The following is a 16,653-nucleotide window of genomic DNA, read 5'->3' on the forward strand; positions in this document are numbered from 1 at the left end:
GTCCCTCCCCTCAACGCCGGTCAACCCCACCCGATGCGTGTCGCCCCCACGCTTCACCCGTTCGGATTCACCCCGCGCCTTCCCGCCCACCCCCACCGAGCGCATCGCGTCCTGCCCCCGCAGGGAGGGGATGGCGTTATTGCCGGTCGTTCCAAGCCGCTGAAAACGGCGAGGACTCCGACTTCCGCGAGGTGGGCGCGGACCTCTCGTCGTACCCCCGCAGGGAGGGGATACCGTCAAGCCGCTCCTGATCTACATCTCCGGCGATATGGCGAGGTTCCGCCCCGACCGCTCCTGAGCCACCGCCGAATGCCGCGAGCCCGCCGACTCCCAGGAAAGGAGGAGTCGGCGGGCTCGCCGTCGGCGTGGGCCGGGTCTCAGCTGAGCTGGGTCAGCACCGGCCGGTCGCCGTCCAGCGCGCTGACCGCGGACGGGGAGAGCGCAGAGCTCCAGATCTGGACGTCGCTGATCCGGCCCGGAAACGGGTTGCTGTTCGTGGCGTTCCCGATCACCAGCGGACCGGTGGCCGGCCACAGGCTGGTGTTCACGGCGGTGCCCTTCAGCCTGCCGTTCACGTACAGACTCATGGTGCTGGTCCCGGCGTCGTACACCGCGACCAGGTGCGTCCAGGTGTTGAGAGCCGCCGGTTCGGTGTCGAGGACGGTCGCGTAGGAGGTCGGGCTGGTCGAGTCGTTCGACGGCGCGGTGTACATCCACGCGTTCGGACCGGACGCATAGGTCAGGTAGAAGCTGTTCACGTTCGTGCCTGCCTGACCCACCACGGTCGCGTACCCGCCGTTGGCCGTGAGGTACGCCCAGGCGGAGACGGCGTAGCTGAGGTCCGTCCGCACCACCTTGGAGGCGGTGGCGGCCGAGGAGCCGGCAGTGCCCGGCAGGGAGAGCACCGTGCCCCGGGCGGGGTCCGCCACGAGGCTTCCGCCGGTCACGGTCAGGTTGTTGACGGCGCTGACCGTGCTCTTCGCGTCGGTGAGCTTCCAGCGCTCGCTGACCTGGTGAACACTGCCGAGCACGACCGGGGCCTTGAACTGGGCCAAGCCGTTGACCGGCGCGGCACCCGGGTACCGGGTGATCTCGCCGTCCACCGAGGCCACGTACAGGTCGGCGAAACCGTCGCCGTCGACGTCGCCCGGCGAGGCGGCGTCCGACCGCGGATCCCCGGCGCCCACGGGCAGGACCTGCTGCGCCGCGGGGAGGGTGTTGCCGGGAGTGGTGGCGGCCCAGACCTGGTTCGGGGTCCCCCTGCACTCCCAGATGGTCAGCTGGGTCTTCGAGGTGTTGCTGCTGCCCGGGTCGTCGAGGCACTTGGTGGTGCCGGCGACCATCAGGGTGCCCGGCTGCGGACCGGCGACCCACCGCTGCGCGGGGGTGTTGTTGCAGGTCCAGAGCTGGACGAGTGTGCCGTTCACCATCTGTCCCTGACGGACGTCGAGGCACTTGCCGAGGGCGTGCACGGTGTTGTCGGCGCCCAGCGTGAACGTTTGGGCAGCGCTGCCGTTGCACGCGTACATCTCGACCGCCGTACCGTCCTCCGTACCGGCGTACCGGACGTCGGCGCACATGTTCTTGCCGGCGGAGTCGAGGATCCCGGACACCAACGGGGCGCGGACGGGCGCGGTGACGTTCGTGGTCGGCACCCCGCCGCTGAAGGTCAGCGGGAAGCTGGTGACGGCGCCGGTGGCGTTGTCACGCGCCCACAGGGTGGGGACCCCACCGACCGTGCCCGGGGCGAGCAGGGTGACGTTGGACCAGTCACCCGTACCGATCTTCACGCCGCTGTTGAGGTAGCAGCCGGCCTGCTTGCTGCCCGGGTAGTACCAGAGCTCCTTGTTGTCGACGGTGATCAGGTCCGGGGCGTCGGCGACCCGGGCGAGCTTGCCCGCCGCCAGGATCTGCGTGACCTTGTTCCAGGTGCCGTCCGAGCCCTTGGCTGGGCAACTGCCCGACGTGAGGATCTGGGTCACGTTGGCGGTGTTGCTGAAGTGTCCCGGTGTCCCGCCCGAAGTCGCGTCGTTCTTGTACAGGTAGAGGCGGTGCGTGCTCTTGCTGTAGGCGAACAGGTCGTCGACCGTGGTCCACGCGGAGCCGCGGTGAGTGACGAGGTAGTCCGTCCAACTGTTGCCCTCGGGACTCTGCCCCGCCGTGGAGGCCTGCTCCGGGATGGCAGCGGGGTCGGAGTTGCCACGGATCAGGACGAGGTTGCCATCGGCCGTGGTGGCCGCCAGGTCTGGAATACCGTCGGTGGTCAGGTCTCCGGGGATGACCTTGGTGGCCGGGTTCCACGGGGCGAAGAAGCTGTACTGCCCAACCGTTCCCCGCGTGTTGCCCGCCGCGTCGACCGCGCGGACGAACAGGGTGTGCGTGCCCCACTGGGTGGTGTTCACGTCGATGGGGATGTCCGCCGTCGCCGTACCGTTGCCGGCCGGGACGGCGGGCTTGTAGGTGGCGCCGTTGCCCGGGATGTTGGTGTCCAGCGCGTACTCGAACCGGTGGACACCGCTGCTGACGCAGGCCGCGAGGCTGCAGCCGGCCGGGGTGGGGTCGTTCGCGGTCACCTTGACGGTCGCGCGGTCGCCGGCATGCCCGGTGGGCGCGGTTCCGCTGCCGAGGGGCGGAAACACGGCGGAACCGCCGACGGTCGGCACGCTCGGCGGGGTGAGGTCCACGCTGAAGTAGCAGTACGGCGAACCGGGGCTGCCGAGCGTGCCGTCCTGGGCCACCACGTTCCAGCCGTAGGTGTGGCCGTCCGCGACCAGCCCACCGATGTTGGCGTAGACGGTGCTGCCCGACGCCACCCAGTTGCTGCTCGGCCAGCTCGCATCGGCCGGGGAGCCGCTTCCGTTGTTCGTCATGTTGTCCCACACGTGGAACTGCGCCCAGAGGTTGACGCCGTTCATCGGAGTGGTCAGGCGAGCGTTCAGGGTGATGTTGGACTTGCCGTTGGTGGAGCCGCTCTCACCGATCCATCCGGCATTCCCACCAGCACACGCCGGGGACGCCGGGTTCTGGGAGGCAGGAGTGGTTCCGAGCTGGTCCGGCACGTTGGGAGCGATATCGAACACGGTCTCGATGTACGGGTTGGTCGAGAAGCGCATGAACCCGTAGTTGGTCGCGTACTTGCTCTCGTTCCCGACGAGCCCGAAGGTCAGGTTGGAGGCGCCGAGGCGCGACCTCACGGTGTCGGTGACGTCGAACGTCACCTGCCGGTATCCGCAGGCGCCCATGTCACCCGCGCTCAGCACGTTCTGGGTGGCGATGTTGTAGGCGGCCGCCGGGCCGGGCCAGCCCATGCCGTTGGAGATGGCGCCGGTGAACTGCAGGGTCAACGGCCACGTCTTGTCGCAGCCGTTGTCGGCCCCGTGCGTCTCGGTGAGGTACATGGTCGACTTGGAGACGACCATGCTTCCATTCAGGTTGCTCGTGTCGAACTCGTAGAACGAGCGCTCGAGTCCGTAGCACCTGCTGGTGAAGTGCTGGTAGCCCACACCCTCGCCATAAGGCTGCGCCACGTCGAAGGGACCAGGCCCCGCACATCCTTCCTGGACCTCCAGGTAGTGGTTGGTGCCACCGGGGGCCGGACTGACATAGGGATCGATGTACACCGGCCACACCGTGTCGGGACTCGCCAACTGGGCGGCGTCCGGAGTCAGGGTCAGGCTGGTGGCGTCCGCCGCGACCTTGATCGCGGAGATCCGGGCGTGGTCGCCCGGACCCTTGTCCGACGAGTGGCCTGAGCCTGCGGTGTCGACGGTCGCGCGACTGTCGGCGGCCTGACCCGGACGGGCCGGCTCACCACCGGCTGGAGCGCTCCGGGCCTTGCCCTCGTTTCGGGCCGCCGCAGGTCCGGTGCTGGAGTCCCACATGACCGGAGTCGGCGCGGTGAAGACGAGTGTCCCGTCGTCGGCCTTGGCGGTGATGTTGCCGTCCTGGTCGGCGCCGGCCGTCAGACCCTTGGTCGTGGTGGCCAGCCGGAGGTTCCTGAGCGCGGGGTTCGCCGCCGCCTTCGCGTCCCGGACGACCAGAACCTCCCGGAAGGCACCTTGATCGGTCACGGTCGCGTTGAGATCGACTCCGGGCAGCACCTCGGCGTAGCGCACGCTGTCACCGCTGACGGTGGGTGCCGGGAGCACGAAGGGAAGGGTCAGCGCGAGGCTGCGGCCCTTGCCGTCGGTGAAAGTCGCCAGCGGGCCGGAGCCGCCGCCGGAGAGCTGGACACCCGAAGGTGTGGCCCTGGGGGACCAACTGCCGTCCGGGTTCCTGACGAGGGTGGCATCGACCGGCGTCCAGGCGTTGTTCCTCCTGACCCGAACGGGCTGGTGGTGGTCGGTGCGTGTGAGCGTGCCGTCCGGGTTGGCCACGGTGAGACTGGTCTGCGTCGACAACTCCTCCACAGTGACCGGCCTTCCGGTGCGCTTCGCCTCGGCGCGGGCAACCGCGACCGGACCCCCGCCGTCCGGGGAATGTGCGTTCGGCGCAACCGGGGCCGTCATGTTGCCCGGGGGAACGGCCCAGGGCCGGTCGTCGGCGAACGCCGGCCCGGTGAGGCTCGAGACGGCGGTCGCTATCGCGATGGTGAGCCCGAGTCGCCGCTTGGCGGCGCGCCGGGAAATCTGCCGTGACGCGGCAGATGGCATGGCGGATTCCTTCTGTTGGAAAAGTCTTGACAAAGCTTGACCGGACGAACTTGACCTTCTCTTGACCCTCCCCGGCCACCAAGGCGCCCGATTCGCACCACTGAGGGCCATTCGCCCGGGTCGTGAAGACTGGTGGCGGACATGTGTGCCCCCCATGGAGGCGGTGTTCGATTCGGAAGGCTATTGCGCCCGAAAGTGCGTGGCAATACTGTTCCGGCGATCATGCCGAGGGGGTGACCGCACCCTCCGACTGCACGTCAAGAGTTGTCCGGGGTGGGGGTATTCAGGGTGCGCGCGACGAGGCTGCGCTGGTTCGGTAGTACGCGAGCGTGGATGCCGGGCCGGCGGGGTACCGCCGTGCTCGCGACCGTCCTGGCACTCTCGCTCTCGGCCCCGATCGCGGCTGCCGAGACCGTCGGGCCGTTCCGTCCCCGCGGAAAGGTATGGGCCTCCGACCCGCTGCCGGCACAGCCGACGGTTCCGGGACATCCGGCGGACGCACACCCCGGGGCAGCGCCGGCGCTGCCCCCGAAGGGTGCCCGGGAGCTGACCCCGCACGTGGTCAAGCCGGCGAAGTGGCCGGCCAGCTCCTCGGCCAAGGTCGACCTCTCCAAGGTGTCGGTGAAGGACTTGGCCCAGGGCTCCGAGAAGGTCGCCGTCGGCACCTCGCCGGTGCGCCTGGGCGCGGGAAGCGACACCACCTCCTCGAGGGGGGTGAACGCTCCCGCGCCTCCGGTGTCATCCGTGAATGTTCAGATGGCGGACCGGGCGCAAGCGCAGGCGGCCAATGTCGACGGCTTGCTGGTCGGCCTGTCCCGGGCTGACGGGCAGGCCGGTTCGGGCGGCGTGTCGGTCTCGCTGGACTACGGATCGATCGAGCAAGCGTACGGCGGGAGTTGGGCGTCGCGTCTGCACCTGGTCGCGATGCCCGGGTGCTCCCTGACCACGCCGGCAATCGCGGAGTGCCGTCGGCAGACGCCGATTCCGTTCACCAATGACCCGATGTCCCGGACGATTTCCGGCACCGTCGCAGTCTCCAGCACGACCGCTGGTTCCTCTCCCGCACCGAAGAGCCTCTTCGCCGCGCCGTCCGCACTGGCCGCCGAGGCCTCGGGGACGGCGGTGGCGGCGGTGGCGGACACCGGAGGTTCGCAGGGCGACTACACGGCCACCTCGCTGTCGGCATCCGGTTCCTGGACGGCCTCGGCTTCGGGAGCGTTCACCTACAGCTACCCGATCGCCACCCCGCCCGCCCTCGGCGGCTCGGCGCCCTCCGTGGCCCTGTCCTACGACTCCCAGTCGGTGGACGGCGAGACCTCGGCCCGCAACTCCCAGTCGTCGGCGATCGGTGACGGATGGTCCTACGGTGCCGGCTTCATCGAGCGCACCTACCGCTCCTGCGGGACGGCCGGTATCAAGGACTCGGCCGATGAGTGCTGGGCGGGCTGGAACGCAACGCTGTCGCTGGGCTCGCACGGTGGCCAGCTGGTGCGCGACGCCAGCGGCCTGTACCACCTGCAGTCGGACGACGGCACGCGGGTCGAGCGGCTGACCGGAGCGTCGAACGGGCTCTGGGACGGCGAGTACTTCAAGGTCACCACGACCGACGGCACCGCCTACTACTTCGGTCTGAACCACGCACCCGGAACGGCATCCGATTCTGCGACGAACAGTGCCTGGGGCGTCCCCGTCTACCACCCGACGTCGGGCGATCCGTGCCACGATCCCGCCAAGGGCTCCGACTCGCTCTGCGCCCAGCAGATGGGGTACCGGTTCAACCTCGACTTCGTGGTCGACCCTAACGGAAGCATTCAGCGGTACGACTGGGCGACCGAGGCGAACCACTACAACCGGGGGTTCGGCCAGGTCGCCGCGAGCGGCGGTGGCGGCACGCTGACGCCGTACACCCGCGCCGGCCACCTGACCCGGATCTCCTACGGGTACAAGCTGGATGACGAGATCGCCGGACGTGAGCCGTCCGCCCAGATCGTCTTCAACCTGGCGCAGCGCTGCGTCACATCCGACACGGTGTGCCAGTACCCCAACCTGTCGCCGAGCACGGCCGGAGACTGGCCCGACACCCCGTACGACCTGAACTGTCCGTCCACGTACCGGACGTCGGGCACCGGCAACGATGTCTGCCTGATCGGGGCACCCACCTTCTGGTCCACCTACCGGCTGAAGTCCATCGACACCAAGGTGCGGGATTCATCCGGGTGGAAGGACGTCGACACCTACGCCCTCACCCAGGTGTTCTCCGATGCCGGCGGCACCTACGACCCGGTGACGGGCAAGACACAGAACCCGCAGAGCACGGGCGCTCTGCAGTCGGTGATGTGGCTGAAGTCCATCCAGCGCACCGGCAAGGACACCACGGCGGGCGCCGGCGGCGCGACCACCCTGGACCCGGTGACCTTCACCGGCATCGAGACGGACAACCGCGTCGACGGACTCACCCCGGCGGCGCCCCCGCTCTACCACCCGCGGATCTCCAGCATCCAGACGGAGACGGGCGAGTCGATCGCGATCACCTACCGCGCGACGGAGTGCTCGCGGGTGAACAGCACGATGCCCGCCAGTGCCGACAGCAATACGATGGCCTGCTACCCCGTATGGTGGTCCACACCGGGAGCGAAGGACCCGATCCTCGACTGGTTCAACAAGACCCTGGTCACCCAGGTCACCAGCAGTGACCTGACCAAGGCCGGTTCCTCCGCCAAGGTCACCAACTACGCCTACACCGGTGGTGCGGCCTGGCACCGCGACGACTCCGACCTGACGGACGACCGCTACCGGACCTGGGACCAGTTCCACGGCTACCGCACCGTCACCACCACGACCGGTGCGACGCCCGACCCGATCACCCAGAACGTCGTCTCGTACCTGCAGGGCATGGACGGCGACTACAAGGCCGACGGGAGCGTGCGCAGCGTCAGGCTGGCCAACTCCCTGGGCGAGCAGGTCACCGACAGCCCCTGGCTCGCGGGCTCGGGTCAGGAATCGGCCGAGTACACCCAGGCCGGCGGCAGCGTGAACCACAAGACGCTGGTCGACGAACCCTCCGGCACGGTCACGGCCAGCATGCCGAGGACCGCATGGACCTCCCAGTCACCGGTCGGCGCCCTCTCCACGCTTCCTCCCGTGGAGGCGCGCAGGCCGGTCGCGGCCTCCTCCCGCTCGCTGGCACTGCTGTCCGACAACACCACGTGGCGCACCAGCCAGGCACGGACCACGTTCGACAGCCTGGGCCGGGTCCACCAGGTCGACAGCAAGGGCGATCTCGCCGACCCGTCTCTGGAAACCTGCACCACCACGACCTACGCGGACGCGCCTGCGGCCAACCCGATGATGCTCCAGTACGTCAGAGAGAGCCTCATCGTCAACGGTGCGTGCGGCACCGCCGCTTCGCCGACCACGACGATCAGCCACACCCGGACCTTCTACGACGGCGACGGGACCTCCGCCAACCCGGGCGTTCCCGGGAGCCTCGGCGGCAACGGGCGGCACGTCGGCCTGGTGACCTCCAACCAGACCATCACCGGCTACGACGGGGGCGGTGCACCGCAGTTCCAGACCACGGGTGCGATCACCTACGACTCCTACGGGCGCGTGGTGAAGAGCATCGACGTGACGGGGGCGACGACCACAAGCACGTACACCCCGGCCACCGGCGTCCCGGCCACCGGCCTGTCGACCGTCAACCCGGCCGGCTGGACCGCCAGCAGCACCCTGGCCTCCGGTCGCAGCCTGGTGACCAAGGCCGTCGACGCCAACGGCAAGGTCACCGAGTCGACGTACGACGCGCTCGGCCGCCGCACGGCGGTCTGGAAGCCCGGCCGCAGCAAGGCGACACAGTCCCCGGACCGCAAGTTCACCTACGCACTGCACGGTTCCGGCGCCAACCCGGACCCGTCGACGGTGGTTTCGGAGAGCCTGCGGGACAACGGAACGTACAGCAAGGCCGTCACCATCTACGACGGCATGCTGCAGGCACGCCAGACGCAGACGACAACTGCGGATGCTTCTCGCGGCCGACTGATTACGTCGGTGTCCTACGACTCCCATGGTTGGGCGGTCTCCACGATCGCGCCCTATGTGGACACCGCGACCGCGGAACCGAACACCACGATGTTCACGGAGGCGAACGGCACCGGTCCATCGGTCACCCGGACCGCCTACGACGGCCAGGGCCGCCCGACCACCACCACCCTGGTGTCGATGGCGACCACGCTGTGGTCCGCCACTACCTCGTACAAGGGCGCCGAGCGGGTGGACACGACGCCGCCGGCCGGCGGCGCGGCCACGAGCAGCTACACCAACGCGCTGGGCCAGGTCACGTCGACGGTGGTGCGTGACACCACGGCGGACAAGAGGCTGTCGGCCAACGCGGTGATCGCCTCGGGTTCCTCGGTGCTGTCCAAGAGCACGCGGCTGGCGATGCAGGCCGACGGAAACCTGGTGCTGACCGCGCTGGTCGGCGGGAAGGTCCTGTGGTCCTCGGCCACGTCCGGCCACCCAGGGGCTTTCGCGACCATGCAGTCGGACGGCAACTTCGTCGTCTGGGACGCCGCGAAGACCACCCAGCTGTGGTCGTCGGGCACGGGCGGTCACAGCGGCGGCTACCTCAAGGTCCAGGGTGACGAGAACGTCGTCGTCTTCGACTCCACGAACGTCCAGCTTTGGTCGTCCGGCACCGCGAACACCGCGTCCACCAACGACATCACCACCCGGTACACCTACGGCCCCGGCGGCCAGCTCCGCACCGTGAAGGACGCGGTCGGCAACACCTGGACGTACGACCACAACATCCAGGGCCAGTTGGTCACCAAGTCCGACCCGGACTCCGGGACCTCGACGATCACCTACGACCCGGCCGGACGGATCGCCACCACCACGGACGCCCGCGGTCAGAGCCTGAGCTACTCGTACGACGCGCTCGGCCGTACGAACGGCACGTACGCGGGAACCTCCGCCGCCGACCCTGCGAAGCTTCTGGCGGAGTGGACCTACGACACCCAGTACAAGGGTCTGCCCGACACCTCCACCCGCTACGTCGGTGGGAAGAACGGCAGCGCCTACGTCAAGAAGGTCGACAGCTACAACGCCAACTACCAGCCGACCAGCGTCACCACGGTCATCCCGGCGGCGGAGGGCAAACTCGCCGGCACCTACACCCAGCGTGCCGACTACACGAACACCATCGGGCTTCCCGCCGCCGCCATCTACAACGCCGAGGCCGGCCTGCCGTCCGAGACCGTCGGATACGGCTACAACAACCAGGGTGGTCTGACCGGCATCGGGTCGGCCACCACCACCTACGTCGCCAACGTGCTCTACAGCCCGCTCGGGCAGGTCCAGGAGACCACGATCGGCGACGACATCACCAAGCAGCTGCGCACCAAGCAGACGTACGACGCGGCCACCGGACGCCTGGCCACCAACCGGGTCACCCTGCAGTCGAACACCGCGAACCCGCTCTCGGCCGTGACGTTCGGCTACGACCGGGCCGGCAACCTCACGGCCGTGACGGACGTCCAGTCCTCGGGTGGCACAGATCGCCAGACCGACACCCAGTGCTACGTCCACGACGGGCAGAACCGGCTGGTCACGGCCTGGACCGACACCAAGGGGATCGCCTCGGCGACGGCGGGCCAGATCTCCAAGTGCGTCACCGGTACCCCGAGTCCCGCCACGATCGGCGGTCCCGCACCGTACTGGCTGGACTGGCAGTACAACCGGCTCGGCGACCGCACCCTGCAGGTCGCCCACGACATCACCGGAAACGCGGCCAGGAACTCCACCCAGACCTCGGTGTACCCGGGCAACGGCGTGAGCGCGGCGACGAGGCCGAACGCGGTCACCTCCATCACCACGGCGAACCCGACCACCGGCACGTTCACGCTCACCCCGCAGTACGACCAGATCGGCGGGGTCAAGCAGCGCGACACTGCGGGCAGCAAGACCTCCGCCCAGACGGTCACCTACAACGAGGAGGGCCGGACCGGCACCGTCACCACCGACGGCAAGCTCACGAGCTACCTCTACGACGCCGACGGCCGCCTGCTCATCCAGCGCGGTCCGGCCACCAACACCCTCTACCTCTTCGGCGGCGCAGAGCAGCTCACCCTCGACAACACCACCAAGAACGTCACCGGGCAGCGCTACTACACCGCACCGGACGGCACCGTCACGGTCCGCTCCGGCAGCGGCATCACCTACCAGCCCACCACCCCGCAGGGCACCGCCAACCTGCAGGTCGACGCCTCCAGCCTGGCCGTCACCCGTCGCGCGTTCGACCCCTACGGCAACCCGCGCGGCCCCGCGCCCACGAGCTGGGCCGACAACCACGGCTACCTCGGCCAGCCCACCGACAGCACCACCGGCCTCAACCTCCTGGGCGCCCGGCAGTACGACCCGTCCATCGGTCGCTTCCTGTCCGTCGACCCCGTCTTCGAGGCCGGCGATCCCAACCAGATGGGCGGCTACACCTACGCGGGCAACAACCCCACCACCAAGAGCGACCCCTCCGGCCTGATGGCCCGCGGCGACGAGGACAACGGACACAAGCCCTGTGAGCAGTCCGTCCGCTGCCTCATCACCATCGGCGTCCTCTCGCCCGAGGATCAGGGTGGCATCGGCACCTGGGTCGGTGGCCAGGCCGCCGGTGCATATAAGCAGGGCTGTGCCGTAATCGCCGGACCGGCCATGCCCCTCTGCGGAAAGATCGTCGACAAGGCTGCCGGGCTCCTCGGGGTGAACACCAACGCCCCCAACTACCACAAGGGCGAGGCCATCGCCGAGGCAGCCTCCTTCGCCGTCGCCCCTGAGGCCGACGCCGAAAGGCTCGCCGCCAAGGGCGCCCCGAGCATCGCCCGCCGGGCCGCCGACAAGTTCCGAAGCCTGTTCAGCAAGGAAGGCAGCACCGCCGACAAGGCCGCCGCAGGCAAGGCCGCCCACGACGTCGCCGAGTCCCAGGCCGCCAAGAATGCCTACGAGGACGTCGCCCGCGACACCGACGGCGCCGTAGCCAAGGTCGAAAGCGAAACCCCCCAGGCCCCCGTCACCCCTGCGGACACCCCGGCCCCAATCGGAACCGGGACAGGCGAGGTCACAGAAACCGATCTGGTCTTCCGCTCCCTTCGGGAAGGTGAGAGCGCGAGTGGAATTGTCCGCGAAGGCGGAAACCCCGACCTTCCACCGTGGCAGCATATTGTTCACGGCACAGACTCGCCATGGATATCTGTGACCCGGAGCCCGGACATCATGTACAACAGGTACGGGGAGGGGAGTGCAGATCCAGGGGGAGGCATACACGGATACGTCGCCATCGACCTCAATAGGGTCACCGGGGAAATAGCAGACGTAATGAACAAAGTGGAAGTTCCGAGCTACGTGTTCGACATCCTCGGGATCGATGTTCCAGGGACGGCATATCGCGACAAAGAGATGCTCGTGAAGCGCGAAATTGACGGGAGCGCGATAGTAAAATTCTGGAAGCCTGGAACTAGCTACGAAGATATCATCTCAGAGATTGCCACCATTAAGCGAGGGTAACCACACTCCCACAAACCCCGCCAGTTCCGCGAGAGAATTCACATGAATCACCCAAAAGCTTGAACAAATTCAGGCACGGCCCGGCAGTGCCATCAGGGAATTTACGAATTAGCAATACCTCACCCGCGATCACATCCCCAATTACGCAGCAAGCCGATGAACAGAGAGCAGGAGATGACCCATGGGCGGCAGCCAAGGCACTGATTCGGGTGCCGTTGCATGGCTCCTGAAGAAGGATGAAACAATCCTTGGTGAGCTCTATTACCTAAATTACGATCAGCCTTGGACTACGTGCAGGTTCGAGCCGACACCAGACTGGCTTCCGTTTCGCCACCTGTTCGAGACCCAGGAGGAAGCCGTAAAAATGCAGTTTCCCGAGGACCTCGGGTGGGCCTTCAAGGCCGTGCGCGAGCTCGATCTCAGGCTGGTGTCTCCGCGTGGAGGGACGCCGGTCAAGCCGTGGATGATCTACATCGACGGGGACAGGGCGAGGTTCCGGCCCGACCGCTCCTGAGCCACTGCTGAGAACGGCGAGCCCGCCGCCCCCGGGAGGGGCGGCGGGCTCGTGGTGCGTCGGCGTCGGCGTCAGCGGCGGCGGACGCCGGTGGCGAGGTCGGCGGCGAGGGTGCGGACCGCGGTGAGGGCGGCCTGCTCGTCGTCGCCGGCGTCCAGGATGCGCTGGACGAAGGCGGAGCCGACGATCACGCCGTCGGCGAAGCCGGCGACCTGCGCGGCCTGGTCGGCGTTGGAGACGCCCAGCCCGACGCAGACCGGCAGCTCGGTGGCCGCCCGGGTGCGGGAGACCAGGTCCTCGGCCATGGTGCCGACCGCGGCCCGGGTGCCGGTGACCCCCATGACGGCGGCGGCGTAGACGAACCCGGAGCCGGCCGCGGTGACCTCGGCCAGCCGCGGGTCGGTGGTGCTCGGGGCGACCACGAAGACGGTGTCGAGGCCGTGCTCGCCCGCCGCCTTCCGCCACTCCGCGGACTCCTCCACCGGGAGGTCGGGCAGGATGCAGCCCGCTCCCCCGGCGGCGGCCAGGTCGGCGGCGAACCGCGCCACCCCGTACCGGTCCACCGGGTTCCAGTAGGTCATCACCAGCACCGGCGTGCCGGGGTGCGCGGCGGTCACCTCCTGGACGGTCCGCAGCACGTCCTTGATCCGGACGCCGGCCCGCAGGGCGATGTCGTCGGCGGTCTGGATGACCGGCCCGTCCAGCACCGGGTCGGAGTGCGGCAGGCCGACCTCGACCACGTCGCAGCCGCCCTCGATCAGCGCACTGATCGCCCGGATGCCGCCGTCCACGGTCGGGAAGCCGGCCGGCAGGTAGCCGATCAGCGCCGCACGGTCCTCGGCCTTCGCCGCGGCGAGGGTGTCGGTGAGCTTCGAGGTGAGATTCGAGGCCATGGTCACTTACCCCCGTCGGCGGCGTCGTCGTACAGGCCGAAGTACTCGGCCGCGGTGTGCATGTCCTTGTCGCCCCGGCCGGAGAGGCTGACCAGGATGGTCGCTTCCGGGCCGAGCTCGCGCCCGAGGACCAGGGCGCCGGCCAGCGCGTGCGCGCTCTCGATGGCCGGGATGATGCCCTCGGTGCGGGACAGCAGCCGCAGCGCCTGCATGGCGGCGTCGTCGGTGACCGGGCGGTACTCGGCGCGGCCGGTGTCCTTCAGCCAGGCGTGCTCGGGACCGACGCCGGGGTAGTCCAGTCCGGCCGAGATCGAGTGGCTCTCGATGGTCTGGCCGTCCTCGTCCTGGAGGACGTAGGTGCGGGAGCCGTGCAGCACGCCCGGGTCGCCCTTGGTGAGGGTGGCCGCGTGCCGCGGGGTCTCGGCGCCCTCGCCGGCCGCCTCGCAGCCGATCAGCCGGACGCCGGCGTCCGGGATGAACTCGTGGAAGATGCCCATCGCGTTGGAGCCGCCGCCGACGCAGGCGACCACCGCGTCGGGCAGCCGCCCGGTGCGGTCGAGCACCTGCTGCCGGGCCTCGACGCCGATCACCCGGTGGAAGTCGCGGACCATCATCGGGAACGGGTGCGGACCGGCCACCGTACCGAACAGGTAGTGGGTGGAGTCCACGTTGGCGACCCAGTCGCGGAACGCCTCGTTGATGGCGTCCTTGAGGGTGCGGCTGCCGGACTTCACGGCCACCACCTCGGCGCCGAGCATCCGCATCCGGGCGACGTTCAGCGCCTGGCGCTGGGTGTCCACCTCGCCCATGTAGATGGTGCAGTCGAAGCCGAAGAGCGCGCAGGCGGTGGCGGTGGCCACGCCGTGCTGGCCGGCGCCGGTCTCGGCGATGATCCGGGTCTTGCCCATCCGGCGGGTGAGCAGGGCCTGGCCCAGCACGTTGTTGATCTTGTGCGAGCCGGTGTGGTTGAGGTCCTCGCGCTTGAGCAGCACGCGGGCGCCGCCCGCCTCGGCGGAGAAGCGGTGGACGTCGGTCAGCGGGCTGGGGCGCCCGGTGTACTCCTTGAGCAGGAGGTCGAGTTCGGCGGTGAACGCCGGGTCGGCCTTGGCCTTCTCGTACTCCTCGGCGACCTGCTCCACGGCGGCCACCAGGGCCTCCGGGATGAAGCGGCCGCCGTAGGCGCCGAAGTAGCCGCGGGCGTCCGGGACGTGGGCGCCCGGAGAGTCGTGCTCGGACATGCGGTTGTCCTTGGGATCGATGACGTGACAGGACGTGGACCGGCTGGGTCAGCCGTTCGTCCTGCGCCATCGGCGTCCGGGCACCTGGCCGGGCTCGCAGCCGATCACGTACCGCACCCGCCGACCCAGCACCCGGCGCGCGGGCGCGCGGCAGCCGCGCGGGCGGCAGCCGGGGGCGAGACGGGAGGCGAGGGACATCGGACCGGGTCAGCTCCGCCCGGGGTTGCGCAGCGCCGGGTGGGCGCCGGCGGCGACCAGGTCGGCGACGGCCGCCTTCGCGTCCCGGCCGGTCACCAGGGACTCGCCGACCAGGACCGCGTCGGCCCCCTGGTTGGCGTAGGTGATCAGGTCGTGCGGTCCGCGGATGCCGGACTCGGCGACCTTGACGATCCCGGCGGGGATCGCGTCGACCACGTTGCCGAAGGTGTTGCGGTCGACCTCCAGGGTCTTCAGGTTGCGGGCGTTGACGCCGATGATCCTGGCGCCGGCGTCCACCGCCCGGGCGATCTCCTCCTCGTCGTGGACCTCGACCAGCGGGGTGAGCCCGATGGACTCGGCCCGCTCGATCAGCGAGACCAGCGCGGGCTGGTCCAGCGCCGCGACGATCAGCAGGGCGAGGTCGGCGCCGTGGGCGCGGGCCTCCCACAGCTGGTACGCCGTGACGATGAAGTCCTTGCGGAGGATCGGGGTGTCGACCGCGGCGCGCACGGCGTCGAGGTCGGCGAGGGAGCCGCCGAAGCGGCGCTGCTCGGTGAGCACGCTGATCGCGGCGGCACCGCCGGCCGCGTAGTCCCGGGCGAGGGCCGCCGGATCGGCGATGGCCGCGAGCGCGCCCTTGGACGGGCTGGAGCGCTTGACCTCGCAGATCACCCGGACGCCGTCGCCGCGCAGGGCGGCCACGCCGTCCTTGGCCTCCGGAGCCTTGGCGGCGAGCTCCTTGAGCTGGTCCAGGGAGACCCGGGCCTGTCGCTCGGCGAGGTCCTCCTTGACCCCGACGATGATCTCGTCGAGCACGCTCATGCGCCTACCTCGTTTCGCTCGGCCGGCGCCGCGTGGAACACGTACCTGACATCTGTTCGCTCGCTTCGTCCACTCACGCGCGGGCGCCCCCATCATTTCGCTGGCTGGGAGCCGGGGAGAGCCGGGCTCTTCCCGGCCTGGCAGTCGGTCAAGGCCGGTGGAGCGCGTCGCACGGTCCGGTGAGGATCCTGTGCGGGCACGCCACCATTGGCCCTTCGATGGTATCGGGCGGCGGGGGCGCGGGACGCATCAGAGGGGCGTGCGTCTCGATCAGCGGACCACCGTGCGCGCCGGTCAGACCAGTGGGGGCGCGAAGGCGGAGCCCGCCGGCAGGTTCCGCAGCACGGTGAACAGGGCCAGCACCACCGTCAGGGCCACCGTCTGCCGCAGCCCGAACCGGACCCTGGGCGCCGGGGAGCCGGACAGCGCGGACCACGCCCAGCCCAGCCAGAGCAGGCCGACCGCGAAGGCCAGCAGCACCACCAGCAGGTTGTCCTGCGCCGCGGTGGCCAGGTCGCCGTGGACCAGCGCGTGGACACAGCGCAGACCGCCGCAGCCCGGGCACCACCAGCCGGTGGCCGCCAGCACCGGACAGGTCGGGTACCGGCCCGGGGTGTTCGGGTCGACCAGCGCCACGTACGCCGTGGGCAGGCCGACGGCCAGCGCGGCGGCCAGCGGGCGGCCGAGCCGGCGCAGCGGGGAGCCCTTGGGGGCGGGGGCGGGCTGCGGGGCGGCGGGAGCGTTCACCCGGCGATTGTGCCCCGCCGGCGGCGGGATTCACC

8 protein-coding genes are annotated in these 16,653 nt (G+C 69.6%); 2 read left to right on the plus strand and 6 right to left on the minus strand.

The window, feature by feature from the left end:
• Positions 1 to 377: 377 nt before the first annotated feature.
• Positions 378 to 4,400, minus strand: coding sequence for a LamG-like jellyroll fold domain-containing protein (locus tag ABWK59_RS09490; protein ID WP_354639562.1), 4,023 nt, complete (start codon positions 4,398 to 4,400; stop codon positions 378 to 380).
• Between the two features lie 1,254 nt (positions 4,401 to 5,654).
• Between ABWK59_RS09490 and ABWK59_RS09495 the strand changes: the two genes are divergently transcribed.
• Positions 5,655 to 12,206 (plus strand): RHS repeat domain-containing protein, encoded by a 6,552-nt coding sequence (locus tag ABWK59_RS09495; RefSeq protein WP_354639564.1) that lies wholly within the window; start codon positions 5,655 to 5,657, stop codon positions 12,204 to 12,206.
• A 181-nt stretch (positions 12,207 to 12,387) separates the two neighbouring features.
• A complete protein-coding gene (locus ABWK59_RS09500; protein ID WP_354639566.1) occupies positions 12,388 to 12,720 on the plus strand; it encodes a hypothetical protein in 333 nt (110 codons plus the stop codon).
• A 71-nt stretch (positions 12,721 to 12,791) separates the two neighbouring features.
• Here ABWK59_RS09500 and trpA read toward each other — a convergent pair whose 3' ends face one another.
• The 5 genes from trpA to ABWK59_RS09520 form a co-directional block, all read right to left on the minus strand.
• Positions 12,792 to 13,613 (minus strand): tryptophan synthase subunit alpha, encoded by an 822-nt coding sequence (gene trpA / locus ABWK59_RS09505; RefSeq protein ID WP_354639568.1) that lies wholly within the window; start codon positions 13,611 to 13,613, stop codon positions 12,792 to 12,794.
• Positions 13,614 to 13,615: 2 nt separating this feature from the next.
• Positions 13,616 to 14,851 carry a tryptophan synthase subunit beta gene (gene trpB / locus ABWK59_RS09510; RefSeq protein ID WP_354639570.1) on the minus strand — a complete coding sequence of 412 codons (1,236 nt, stop codon included), beginning with the start codon at positions 14,849 to 14,851 and terminating at the stop codon, positions 13,616 to 13,618.
• Positions 14,852 to 14,899: 48 nt separating this feature from the next.
• Positions 14,900 to 15,049 (minus strand): tryptophan biosynthesis modulator TrpM, encoded by a 150-nt coding sequence (gene trpM, locus ABWK59_RS36605; protein ID WP_420492753.1) that lies wholly within the window; start codon positions 15,047 to 15,049, stop codon positions 14,900 to 14,902.
• 9 nt (positions 15,050 to 15,058) lie between these two features.
• Positions 15,059 to 15,871: an indole-3-glycerol phosphate synthase TrpC gene (trpC, locus tag ABWK59_RS09515; protein ID WP_354639571.1), complete on the minus strand. Its 813-nt coding sequence runs from the start codon at positions 15,869 to 15,871 to the stop codon at positions 15,059 to 15,061.
• Between the two features lie 294 nt (positions 15,872 to 16,165).
• Positions 16,166 to 16,618 carry a DUF2752 domain-containing protein gene (locus ABWK59_RS09520; RefSeq protein ID WP_354639572.1) on the minus strand — a complete coding sequence of 151 codons (453 nt, stop codon included), beginning with the start codon at positions 16,616 to 16,618 and terminating at the stop codon, positions 16,166 to 16,168.
• Positions 16,619 to 16,653 lie beyond the last annotated feature (35 nt).

The sequence above is a fragment of the Kitasatospora sp. HUAS MG31 genome (genome assembly GCF_040571325.1).
Taxonomy (GTDB): domain Bacteria; phylum Actinomycetota; class Actinomycetes; order Streptomycetales; family Streptomycetaceae; genus Kitasatospora; species Kitasatospora camelliae.

Excerpts from the sequence above, each read along its gene's own strand:
- ABWK59_RS09495 (WP_354639564.1), top strand. The coding sequence starts at position 5,655 with ATGTCCCGGACGATTTCCGGCACCGTCGCAGTCTCCAGCACGACCGCT.
- ABWK59_RS09500 (WP_354639566.1), top strand. The coding sequence starts at position 12,388 with ATGGGCGGCAGCCAAGGCACTGATTCGGGTGCCGTTGCATGGCTCCTG.
- trpA (WP_354639568.1), bottom strand. The coding sequence starts at position 13,613 with ATGGCCTCGAATCTCACCTCGAAGCTCACCGACACCCTCGCCGCGGCG.
- trpB (WP_354639570.1), bottom strand. The coding sequence starts at position 14,851 with ATGTCCGAGCACGACTCTCCGGGCGCCCACGTCCCGGACGCCCGCGGC.
- trpM (WP_420492753.1), bottom strand. The coding sequence starts at position 15,049 with ATGTCCCTCGCCTCCCGTCTCGCCCCCGGCTGCCGCCCGCGCGGCTGC.
- trpC (WP_354639571.1), bottom strand. The coding sequence starts at position 15,871 with ATGAGCGTGCTCGACGAGATCATCGTCGGGGTCAAGGAGGACCTCGCC.